Annotated in this window: 9 protein-coding genes and 1 pseudogene; 4 read left to right on the forward strand and 6 right to left on the reverse strand. The window is 55.3% G+C overall.

The features are described from left to right. The first annotated feature begins 55 nt into the window (after positions 1 to 55). Positions 56 to 595: an AAA family ATPase gene (locus tag AABO57_25790; protein MEK6289140.1), complete on the forward strand. Its 540-nt coding sequence runs from the start codon at positions 56 to 58 to the stop codon at positions 593 to 595. A 102-nt stretch (positions 596 to 697) separates the two neighbouring features. Beyond that, positions 698 to 1,750, forward strand: a complete 1,053-nt coding sequence (gene trpD, locus AABO57_25795; GenBank protein MEK6289141.1) for an anthranilate phosphoribosyltransferase — start codon at positions 698 to 700, stop codon at positions 1,748 to 1,750. 27 nt (positions 1,751 to 1,777) lie between these two features. Here trpD and AABO57_25800 read toward each other — a convergent pair whose 3' ends face one another. Both AABO57_25800 and AABO57_25805 read right to left on the reverse strand, forming a co-directional pair. Continuing rightward, positions 1,778 to 2,554, reverse strand: coding sequence for a CpsB/CapC family capsule biosynthesis tyrosine phosphatase (locus AABO57_25800; GenBank protein ID MEK6289142.1), 777 nt, complete (start codon positions 2,552 to 2,554; stop codon positions 1,778 to 1,780). A 696-nt stretch (positions 2,555 to 3,250) separates the two neighbouring features. Continuing rightward, a complete protein-coding gene (locus AABO57_25805) occupies positions 3,251 to 4,477 on the reverse strand; it encodes an endonuclease/exonuclease/phosphatase family protein (GenBank protein MEK6289143.1) in 1,227 nt (408 codons plus the stop codon). A gap of 201 nt (positions 4,478 to 4,678) precedes the next feature. Between AABO57_25805 and AABO57_25810 the strand changes: the two genes are divergently transcribed. Beyond that, positions 4,679 to 5,575, forward strand: a complete 897-nt coding sequence (locus AABO57_25810; GenBank protein MEK6289144.1) for a hypothetical protein — start codon at positions 4,679 to 4,681, stop codon at positions 5,573 to 5,575. A gap of 101 nt (positions 5,576 to 5,676) precedes the next feature. On the opposite strand, the pseudogene glnA reads toward AABO57_25810, so the two are convergent. Next, a pseudogene (gene glnA / locus AABO57_25815) lies at positions 5,677 to 6,423 on the reverse strand (glutamine synthetase). A 402-nt stretch (positions 6,424 to 6,825) separates the two neighbouring features. On the opposite strand from glnA, the gene AABO57_25820 reads away from it, so the two are divergent. Then, the gene (locus AABO57_25820; protein MEK6289145.1) at positions 6,826 to 7,767 is read left to right on the forward strand and encodes a LysR substrate-binding domain-containing protein; all 942 of its coding nucleotides are present in this window, start codon (positions 6,826 to 6,828) and stop codon (positions 7,765 to 7,767) included. 55 nt (positions 7,768 to 7,822) lie between these two features. Here the strand turns inward: AABO57_25820 and AABO57_25825 are convergent, their stop codons facing one another. The 3 genes from AABO57_25825 to AABO57_25835 all read right to left on the reverse strand — a co-directional run. Next, positions 7,823 to 8,302, reverse strand: coding sequence for a hypothetical protein (locus AABO57_25825; GenBank protein MEK6289146.1), 480 nt, complete (start codon positions 8,300 to 8,302; stop codon positions 7,823 to 7,825). Between the two features lie 335 nt (positions 8,303 to 8,637). Then, positions 8,638 to 9,318, reverse strand: coding sequence for a hypothetical protein (locus tag AABO57_25830; protein MEK6289147.1), 681 nt, complete (start codon positions 9,316 to 9,318; stop codon positions 8,638 to 8,640). Between the two features lie 206 nt (positions 9,319 to 9,524). Then, positions 9,525 to 11,161: RHS repeat-associated core domain-containing protein (locus AABO57_25835; GenBank protein MEK6289148.1), on the reverse strand; the 1,637-nt coding region annotated here is incomplete at its 5' end.

The following is an 11,161-nucleotide window of genomic DNA, read 5'->3' on the forward strand; positions in this document are numbered from 1 at the left end:
GTGACGCGGCATCGAGACGAATCAAGCAAGAGCGGATAGCGGAGGGAGACAGAGATTGTTCAAGGTCGCGCTTGTCGGAACGCATGGCGTAAACAAAACAACTATCGCCTACGAGCTCGCTGGAGTGCTCAAACGCAAAGGCCGAAAGGTAGAATTGCTGACCGAGATAGCTCGCGAGTGTCCGTTTCCCCTAAACGAACAGGCGACTCGCGAGGCTTATCAATGGATCATAGCGCGACAGGTGCAGCTCGAAATCGAGAAGGCTCCGCGAGCCGATGTGCTTGTATGCGACCGCTCGGTGCTCGATAACTTTGCCTATTATGCGAGGCGCTACGGAACCAAAGGCGAGGAGGCCGAAGCCCTGGGAATGTATTGCCGCTCCTGGATGCGGACCTATGATTTGCTGATAAGGCTTCCAGTCACCGAAGCGCTGGCTCCCGACGGATTCCGCTCAACAGACGCGGAGTTTCAGCGAGAGATTGATGTGCTGTGCGATGAACTGTTCGAGAGCGCTTACACCCAGACGACCCGCCCCGTTTACATTCGAAGCTCACTGTCGGCAAGCGAAATCGCCGAGTCTGTTTTGGCACGATAGAAGGGAGCACGGCCGTCTCGCCGCGCTGGCCGCCGGTTGGGGGTGCGGGCGGGCGCTCCCGGGTTAACGCCGCCTGCCCTGTCGTGCTAGCGTGGAGCACCCATGACGATCAACGAAGCGATCAAGAAAGTTGTCGACCGCGTTGACCTCAGCTCCGAAGAGGCTGAGGCCGTGCTCGAACAAATAATGACCGGGCAGTGCACCGACGCCCAGATCGCTTCGCTGCTGACCGCGCTCAGAATGAAAGGGGAGACCGTCGAGGAGCTGACCGGCTTCGCCAGAGTGATGCGCCGAAAAGCCGCGCGCGTCCAACCCCTCACAACCGTTAGCGCCGAGATCGGGGGAACGGACCGCGAGGCCCTGATCGACACCTGCGGCACAGGCGGCGACGTCAGCGGCAGCTTCAACGTTTCGACCGCCGCGGCGTTCGTTGCCGCGGGCGCCGGCGTTCGAGTTGCGAAACACGGCAATCGATCCGTGTCGTCTCAATGTGGGAGCGCCGACGTGGTCGAAGCGCTCGGCGTCAGAATCGAGCTTCAACCTGATCAAATCGCGCGCTGCATCGACGAAGTGGGAATTGGCTTTCTTCACGCGCCGCTGCTTCACGACGCAATGAAGTACGTGGCCATCGCCCGCCGGCAGATGGGCATTCGAACGATCTTCAACATGCTCGGGCCGCTAACGAACCCGGCCGGCGCGAATACCCAGGTTGTGGGAGTTTACGCCGCCCACTTGACGGAATTGCTCGCCCGCGTGCTGGGCGAACTCGGCAGCTCGCGGGCGCTTGTGGTCCACGGCAGCGACGGTCTGGACGAGATAACGATAACCGGGGAGAGCAAGATAACCGAGTTGAGAAACGGTGAGCCAAATACTTACTCCGTCGCGCCTGAAGACTTCGGTCTGTCGCGAGCAACGCTGGCAGAGATTCAAGGTGGCGACGCTCGCCAGAACAGCCAGATTATTCTCGAGGTGCTGCGAGGAGGGCGAGGACCCAAACGCGACATAGTCCTGCTGAACGCGGCCGCGGCTTTCGTTGCAAGCAGCAGAGTGAGTGATCTAAAAGCAGGAGTAGCCGTAGCGGCTGAATCGATCGACAACGGAAGTGCGCTTAACAAGCTACAGCAGTTGATTGCGTTTACTAACCAGGCAGGCTAACAGCGAGCAGCCGGTGCAACTCTGTCTTCACCCTCGTCCAAACAGCAACCATCTCTTTTTCTTCTGAGGAACCGTGGTAGTCGGGCGCGATGGAATGGGCCTCCCATCGACTACCGCAGCCGGGTTGTCTCCGGCTATCGCGCGAGCATACTCCTCGCCGACGATCTGCGCGGTCGCAGCTACTGCCGCCGACATCCCCGGTAGCCTGTTGCGCGTGTTGTGACAGTCGCTGGCGATGAAGTGTATGAGCCCGTTCTCGAGCATCACGCGGGCCGTTTGTTGGACCCTCTTCCCGAAGTTACCCATGATGGATCCGGTATCCATCTGTCCGAGCACTCCCATCGAAACCAATTCGTAAAAACGCTCTGGCTCGGTCATCAGCATAAGGTTGCGCTCAGGGTGCGCGATGATCGGCGTTATCTGATTGCTCATAAGCTCAAACAGCGGGCGCTCGCTTCCTGGCGGCACGACGGCGTGGGGGAACTCGACCAGCACGTAAGGCCCCCCGGCAATCGTCGGCGCACTGCGTGTCTCGCAGATCTGCTTCACTAGCGCGTGTGTAAAGCGAAGCTCGCAACCCAGGACTATTTTCGGCTTGTTATCCAGTTGGCGATTCAGTTCATCAACCTTTTCCCGCAGGAAGGCAGGATCGTGCGTGGTATGAACTCCATCGTGCGTGTGCGGTGTTGCAACCATCACAGCTACGCCGTCATCCGCCGATGCCCGGCACATCTCGATCGATTCATTGAGACTGTGCGAGCCATCGTCTACCTCAGGCAAGATGTGACTGTGAATATCGACCATCGTAAGGACTCTCTTCATACTACGATAGAAAGCGAGCCTCCACAAACCGGCAAGATATCACTGATATCACCCGCCTTATCGCCGCCGGCGAACGCGCTCACGAGAGCCCGGCGACACCAAGACCGGCAAGATATGCGTAAGTAAGGTGCGTGACTCGAAGCAAGTGCGGGCTGGAAAAGGTGGATTGGCGAGCAGACAGGCAGTGCGTTGCTTCCGATGGGCGCGCTGGATTCGACCGTAATTTCCGACGACTATCGCCTGGCCTGGGAGCGCAGGCCTCCCTTGCCTGCTTCTCCCCGACATGCGGGTAATTAGTCGAGGACGGCCCGGTTAGTTTTAGGCGTTGCGCTCAGCCGCGCATCGCGGTGGTTAGCGACGGGTCTCCCAGATGACGCCGCCGCATACTCCTGGATGTTTCATAGCGCTTTGCTCCTTTCATCAACCAACCTGTCATCGCGACGTGACTACGCAGTCCGCGCTTTGATCAGGTGAAATGTCTCGCTCGATGAACATACAAAGCCGATGCCGGAAATTAGATAGAAGGGTCTGCATCCTTAACTCACTCTTAAGTCGACGCTTATGGCGAGCACGTCAGGTTCGCATCGAAGCTTCGCGGAAGATGATTCGGTCAGTCTGATTCGCAGGTTCGGTCAGATTGATCTAAGTCTGTCGGGGATCAAGTGCGATTCGCTGGGGTTAAGGAATCGCGGATCTTGTTTCGAGGGTCAGATCGGCGACGATCTGATCGTGGTCGGACAGCGGCAATCCTTCGTGCATAAGACCAGGCACCGTTTGAGCGTTCACACTCGCCGTGCCGGTTTGTTCGTCGATGACCTCACCGGCGCTGAGCGCTCTGAGTCCGCGTCCCGCCAGCCAGTCCAGGCGAAACTCGAGCAGCAGACCTTCGGGTCCAACTCGACGATTGACCCACCACTTCATCGGGCGAGGCAATCCGGCGGGATCATCAAGGTTTGAAACTATCGTGCGGCTTGTTGCGCTGCGATCGTTGAAGCCTTGGGTCTCGTATCCGAATCTCGTGAGCTCACGGATGGCGGGTTCTCTTATCTCGGGGTGACTCAGCCGTTGACGCAGGCAATCCCGATTGCTGTTGAGAATCGTCGCCGTGTTCTTCATCGCGCGAAGCCTGGTGCCTCGCGCGAAAGTGTGTGTGTTCAGGTCTCCGCCGACTATGGCCGCGCGATTTCGGGGTTGCTCTTCGAGCCGGGCGTCCAATGCCTCGAGCATCGCCCGCATCTGTCTTGCTCGGCAGCGCGGTGTGTTCACCACGTCGAGGTGAGTGTTGCCCACGGCGAAGCTTGTTCCGGCAATCTCGATATCGATCAAGATTCCGATTCGGCCGCCGAGTCGTCTTTCTTTGCTCTCGAAATTGTTCTCGCACCGCGGAAGGCGAACTATCTGAGGCCTCCAGAATGTATGCCTGGTCAGTATCGCGTTGCCATGAAGCGACGCCGTGTTCTCGCCGGCGAGGTTCAGTTCATCACCGACTCCTTTCGTCAGCTCGAGATACTCAACGCCGAAAACCGTGTGAAATGAGAGCGCGCGGCCCAGTTCCAGCGCTACGTTCAAGTTGCCCGACCGCAGCATTCCTTCATCCAGTTCATTGATCAAGAGCAAATCCGCGAACCGAAGCACCGGATGAGTCTTCAGGACTTCGATTATTCCTTCGAGCCGCGTGCCGCGTTCGACGTTCCACTCGACCACCCTTAGGAACGAGCGCAGCTTCGGCTTGAGGTCGCTCGCACGGCTGACCCTCGGCTCGTCGAGCAAGCGCTTCAGCTCGGCCTGGTGCTGTCGATAGAACTCCGAGCGCCGAAGCTCATCGAAAGTGGTAAAGCGGCATAGCTCGGCTACAAGATGTTGATTGCTTGAAGAGATGTTTTGAGGAGTCCCTTTGTCTGTCACCTGAGCGCATCCGAGCATAAGCGATGGTTTGAAGTCATTGAAGATAGCTTGAAGGAGCAGTGGTGTCCAACTCTCGGTGTCCAACTCCTTTGGGCGAAGCAACCGGCGATTGCTACACGCACTCTAATGCGCTGCGCGTTTCACATCGTTTTTGGTATGCTCTCGAAACCCAAGAGCTAACCCGCCCTGGTGGGAGTTCCGATGGACAATGTGTCGACCTCAACCCCCAAGTCTATCTATCGGCAGATAGAATTCTACGCCTTCTGCGTCATTAGCTTCGCGGCCAAGTCGTTGTTGTTGATCGCGCTTCCATATCGCGAGTGGCAGGTGAACACGGTTTACACTTGCGCGCTGTTGCTATTCTTCTATTGCTACTTCAGATTTCGACAGGGCTTGCGAGCGCCATTTTTCGTAATCTTGTCACTCGGCGCGGCGGTGGCTGTGGATATATTGGGCAACAAGCTCGGATTGTACGGACACCCATTCGGGCCGCTTCGTGACTACGACGAGTTCGCGCACTTTGCCGGCTCGGGCTTCTCGGCGCTCGCAGCTTTCTGGCTCCTGCGAGCGGGTACGCGAGGGATGGGCTTCAGACTCTCGAGCGGCCTGCTCGGATTCCTTGCTACCTCGGTCGCCTTCACCTATTGCGGCTGGTACGAGATTCTCGAGTTGTGGGATGAGTATTATTGGAGTCACTTCGAACGCATTCATTGGTGGTACGACACGGCGAATGATCTCTTCTACGATTTCCTCGGGGTCATCGTCTTTATCGCGGCGGCGGCTTTGTTTTTTGGGGCGAAGGAGCGCGCTGCAAGGCAAGCAGACGACAGGCTGATTCCTGTGCGGCTGGCGAATCTATTTTCGACGTTGCCGCGGGACCTGCTCGCGTTTTTGGTAACCACTACGGTGTTCGGTCTCTGCGCCTGGTTTGAGATTCTCAGGATGTTCGACCAGCAATGGTTCGGCAGGATTCACCTGGTTGGGAACCGCGACACGGCAATCAATCTCGAGTGGGAGTTAGCGGGGTCCATAGTGCTGGGCATCGTGCTATCGACGCTATCCAAGCGCGCGGCTTTGAGGAAAGCTTCGGCGGCCTGACGGTCTAAATCGCTGTTGCAAGGGCGAAGCGAGTTGATCGCTCCGCCCTTTTTGCGCTTGTCCACAGGCTGGTGCGCACCTCGGTAACATCCGTTCAGCAATCACGCGTCAAAGTACATCGAGAACTCGATCGGGTGCGGACGCATCCGAACCGGGTTGATCTCGTGCCCGCGTTTGTAATCGACCCAGCGCTCGATCAAGCCTTCGCTGAACACGTCGTTCGCAAGCAGGAAGTCGTAGTCGCTCTCGAGCGCTTGCAGGCTCTCCTCTAGCGAGCCCGGCATCGATGGAACATCCTTCAGCTCTTCAGGCGACAGATCGTAAATGTCTTTGTCGAGCGGCGGGCCCGGATCGATTCGATTCTGAATCCCATCAAGGCCTGCCATCAGCATCGCCGAGAACGCCAGATAAGCATTGCACGATGGATCGGGCGGGCGGAACTCCAGCCGCTTCGCTTTCGGGCTCTGCGAGTACATCGGTATGCGCACGGCGGCCGAACGGTTCCGGCTCGAATAAGCCAGGTTGACCGGAGCTTCAAACCCCGGCACCAGCCGCTTGTAGCTGTTCGTTGTAGGCGCGGCGAACGCCGCAATCGCGCGAGCGTGTTTCAGCAATCCGCCGATGTAGTGAAGCGCCATCTCCGATATGCCGGCATAGCGGTCGCCGGCAAACAACGGTTTGCCGTCCTTCCAGATCGACTGATGGCAGTGCATGCCGTTGCCGTTGTCGCCGTAGATCGGCTTGGGCATGAACGTCGCCGCTTTGCCGGCAGCGAGCGCAGCATTCTTCACAGTGTATTTGAAGACCATCAGATTGTCGGCGGTCGTCAGTGTGAATCTGACGTCCACAAATTCGACCCCGTGCTCGGCCGCGAACTTCAATGCAGCTTCTGAGCTCATAGGTCCTCCGTATGTAGCGTAGACTGTCCAGTCTGCGCGTGCTTGCGAGTTGAGCCCGACCCAGGACATGCGCAGACTGGACAGTCTACGCTACCCTTTTTCGTTTCGGGCTACCGTTGCCTTTTGTTTGTGTTTGTTTGCCAAAAAGAGCGCGGCGGCCAGCTTACCAATTTCGGGGTACTGGTTTCGGTTTTAGATTGCGGGGGCTATCCAATCCAAAACCTGCAACCCAAAATTGGTAGGCTGACCGCCGTGTCACGTACCCTTTTACTCCAATGATTCGGATTTGTAAAATCTATTCTTTCTATGCTAGCTATAACGTTTGGTTATCCGTGCAAGAGGTCGCTCGATATGGAGTTATGGCAACTTGAAGTGTTCACGGCGGTGGCCGGCGAGAAGAGTTTTTCGCGAGCCGGTCAGAAGCTGGGGCGCACGCAGCCGGCTATAAGCTCTACGATCAAGCTTCTCGAAGGGGAGTTGGGCGAGCCGCTTTTCGACCGAATGGGCAAGACCATTCGGCTCACCTCCGCAGGCGAGTTGCTTTCCGAGTATGCGAAGCGATTGCTCAGGCTTCGAGAAGAAGCCGTGCTGGCGATTGGAGAACTGCAGGGCTTGAATCGCGGAACGTTGCGCCTTGGCGCGAACGAGACGACTTGTCTTTACCTGCTGCCGGAAGTTCTGTCCGCGTTCACCCAGGCCTACCCGCAGGTGCAGGTCGACATCCATCGCGCGATCACTCGCTCTATCAGCGAAAGAGTCGTTGACGGCTCGCTGGATTTCGGAATAGTGACGCTGCCGATCAAGAACGCGCGGCTCCAGGTGATGACGATTCACAAGGACGAGCTGGCCTTGATAGTCGGTCCATCGCATCGGCTTTGGGCGAGACGCTCAGTGCAGATGCGCGAGCTTGAAGGCGAACCGTTCATTCTTCATCGTGTCGGCACGACCACGCGCGAGCGATTGGTGAAACACTTCGGCGAGGGCGGGGTGAAGATCAAAGTCACGATGGAGCTTGCGTCGATCGAGACCATCAAACGATTCGTGTCGATTGGTATGGGGATCTCGATTGCCCCGCGGTTGTGCATCTCCAAGGAGATCGAGGAAGGCACCCTGCGAGCGCTCACGATTCGCGACGCGCGGTTCCAGCGAAAACTCGGATTGATCTACAACAAGGACCGATATCAATCGCAAGCCGCTCGCGCGTTCCTCGAAATCATCTCGGCTAAGCAATCGACCCCGAAGGCGAAAGGAAAGGCTTCGAAAGAAACAGGCCCGTTTTTGATCGCTCGATAGGCGCCGTGACTTCAAAAGATCTGCCCGAGAGCCGCCTATACAAGTTGGCGGGGAACTACGGACAACGGAGATGCTGGTCTTTTCCGGCTGGTCCATAAAGAAAGGTCTGCACCATGCCTTCATATACCATCAATGTCAAACCTTCTTCCTCATTTTCATAAGATATTTCGGCTTCTATATGTCCCTTTTGGCCTTTCTTAAACTTACTTTCGTCTATTTTGAGGTCGGATAGCCGAGTATTTGGCTTTGGATAAACCGTTATCCATACGACCGTGCCAGGCGGGACATTCCAGATGCCTCGACCGCTCTTGCAGTCACCGGGCGAATAATTAAAGTGCACATTTACATCGTCCAAGTAGTACGAGCATAAGCTTTGAATGCAGTCACCCTTGTTAGCGGGAGGGCCTAGCAGCCGCTCAACGTCTGCGCGTGTTGAGTACAAGGGTACGATGCCACGCCATCCTTTAGCTTTTGAAGATCCATCCATAGAGAATCCCGAAGTGAGAAGTAAAAAGATTGCCATAACGCTCTTCATTTTATTCCTCGTATTGACAATATTTCCTTAGAATCTTATACCAAAATCCGCTAGCGAAAAACGGACAGTAACCCACTCCTTCTTCCGGCGTGCGGGCCTGCGGGACGTACCAGCTTAAGGGGGTGATCTTGAGAAGCCGGGGCGTACAATCAACGTTCGTTATGATGTAGACGCAACCGACGTGACATGGTTTTCTGGTGGCGCGCTCTGTTGTCTTCAGAGGTCATAACCCGCCGTTATCGGCACGACACCTGATCTGTGACGGTAACTGTGCTCTGGTTGATTCTTCAGTGTAGGGTCTAGCAGCGGATTCTTCCTATGCCCACTACGACCGTTCATAATGGAGCCAATCTGAATAGATCTATCAAATACCACTCTCCACCCTTTATTACTGCTTTCGTCGTTCGAGAACTCTCGACAATCTTTCCACCCTCTGATGTCTTAGCAAGACCATAAATGAGATAAACTTTGCCGTAAGTGTCGTCCTCGATTTCTGTAATACTTCTGGGCTTGAATTCAATCCAAGACTCCCTGAATCCTTCTTGGGTACGGACCCATTTGCCAAATTCCTGTTTGTTCCTTACAGGGAACATCTTAGCCGCAAGCTTCGGTAAGAATAGCTCATACTGCTTTTCGTATTGTTCTGTGCGACTATACTCCACGAATTGGTTTAACCTCTCTAGTAGACGCGTCCGGGAGGCTTCAGGCACATCGGAGAATATGGTGTCCTGGTCTTTAGCAGGACATCGTAGATGCTCATCCTTTGCAGTTGGTCCGTAATTAAAAGACATCACCGCGCCTTGCCACACCTCCATAGAGACTCCTTCTTCTTGGTTAATGTATAGCAGAGTGTCACCTATAGCTTTCCTCTTCTCGAACTTACTTTCATCTATATTGAGGTCGGATAGTCGCGGGCGTGGCTTGGAGTATACGGTAATCCAAGTAACCGTATCAAGCGGAACATCCCATGCCCCTCTACCACTGTTGCAATCGCCAGCTGAGTAATTAAAGTGCACGATAACATCATCCAAGTAGTACGAGCAAATGGAATGAACGCATTCTCGTTTATTTACATAGGTTCCCAACAATCGCTCTACGTCTGCGCGTGTGGAGTGCAAAGGTACAATGCCACGCCATCCCCGGACTCTTGAAGTGTCAGCCAAACAGTGCGTCAAGCTGAGAAGTAAGAAAACTGCCTTAGCGCTTGTCATTCTATCTCCTGTTAGCGACAATTCTTTGACAGGATTTTATTCCAAAATCCGCTTGTTGCCCACGGATCTTCCTTATCAGAGATACGATCATACTCATCTAACTCAGCTTGAGACAAACCACCAAGCTTGACGACAGCTCTTGCTAATTCGGGATCTGAATAACCTGATTGAGTCCCAGCGAGATGAATAGTCTCATGCAAAGCAGTGTGAACATATGACTCCTGAAGATTCTCCACCCCAAGATTGAAATACGTTTGAGGTGAGATAATAACCGTTGGAGGGGTGGCTCCTTGGACTCCTATGTTCCCTATGCTTCCAGCGACTGTACCGCCAGCACCTCGCCCACCGATTTGTAGAGGTCCTTCCGACAGAACATACCCTCCTCCTCCCGGACCGCTAATTGTATCAAAAAGGTCCAAAGCGTTATCAGAGTAGAAAGCCTTACCAGTATCTTTGGCCACTTGATTGATAAGGTTCTGTACAAAGTTACCGCACTCATTGTTTTTCTTCCGTAGTAGTTTGTCAAATCTTGCACGGAGATTGCTCGGAATCGGAGCTGTCTTCGGTGATGCGGCTCCCCCACCTCCACCCCGGCTGTCATTCCCCGATGATATGTCCTCACAGCGAGTGATGATAAAGGTTCCGATGAGCGCCCAGCCGTCTCCACCCATGTATAGGTAAATCTTCCCAGTGCCAACGACATTGCAGACGGGTACGCGGCCGTCGGGATCAAATACATTAATCGGATCATTACCTGCATAGGAATAGCGATTCAGGACCTGGGTCAGGCGGCACGGAGGCGCGACGGGATCAACCTGATTGAATCTCCCGACATTTTGCGCATAGTGCCTATTCACCGCATAGTCCGTGCCACCTTCACCGTCCCGCTCATAACTCGTGAGATGATGCTTCTCCTGCGTGCCGGTCTCTCCAAAGTCCTCCCCAAACGGCAAGTGAGCTTGACGCCCTAGCACGTTACCGCTCGCGTCCAGCACAACCCTCGTGCTCAGACGATCGCTAAGGTAATACCTCTCAGACCAGGCTCCCGTGCTGCTCGTCCGCTGACGGCTGTACACCATCCTCGCGCCCGCATAGACGTAGTCGACTCGCGCTGACTGCACTTGATAGGGCGGCTGCCCGTACCCCGGCAATGGTGTCGTCGCGTCGTGCTCGGCTATCACTTGCGAGCCCTGCCACACATAATGAGTCAAGCTTGATCCGACTGCCTTGCTCACTCGGCGATTCTGATGATCGTACTTGTACGAAGCTGTCGCTCCATTGTCCACGCTCACCAGCCGGTTCTCTGCGTCGTAGCTGTAGCTGTGTACTCCGTCGTTAGTGACATTGCCCGCCGCGTCATAGGCGGAGTTGTTCGGCTGGTAGGCCTCGATCTCAGTGACTCGGCTGTAACTGGCCAATGCGCTGGTTACTCGCACCCTGATCTGGTCGGTGGTGATGTTTGAGAAAGAGAACTTCCTCCACACCTTGTTGTTGCCGGTAACCACTCCGTCAGTCACCGCAGTCCAGGCCGTTCCGTTCCAGTACTGGACCTTGAAATCCACTATGCCGTATTGGCTGAAGGTCATGGCTTCGGTGGGCTCAGCGGGATTTGTGTAGTTATCCTGAAGCGTGAATACGTCGATCTCAT

It is taken from the genome of Acidobacteriota bacterium, assembly GCA_038040445.1.
Lineage (GTDB): Bacteria > Acidobacteriota > Blastocatellia > UBA7656 > UBA7656 > Onstottus_A > Onstottus_A frigus.

What these genes read in the sequence shown, in the direction of transcription:
- trpD (MEK6289141.1), top strand. Translation starts at nt 698, where the DNA reads ATGACGATCAACGAAGCGATCAAGAAAGTTGTCGACCGCGTTGACCTC.
- AABO57_25800 (MEK6289142.1), bottom strand. Translation starts at nt 2,554, where the DNA reads ATGGTCGATATTCACAGTCACATCTTGCCTGAGGTAGACGATGGCTCG.
- AABO57_25810 (MEK6289144.1), top strand. Translation starts at nt 4,679, where the DNA reads ATGGACAATGTGTCGACCTCAACCCCCAAGTCTATCTATCGGCAGATA.
- AABO57_25820 (MEK6289145.1), top strand. Translation starts at nt 6,826, where the DNA reads ATGGAGTTATGGCAACTTGAAGTGTTCACGGCGGTGGCCGGCGAGAAG.
- AABO57_25825 (MEK6289146.1), bottom strand. Translation starts at nt 8,302, where the DNA reads ATGAAGAGCGTTATGGCAATCTTTTTACTTCTCACTTCGGGATTCTCT.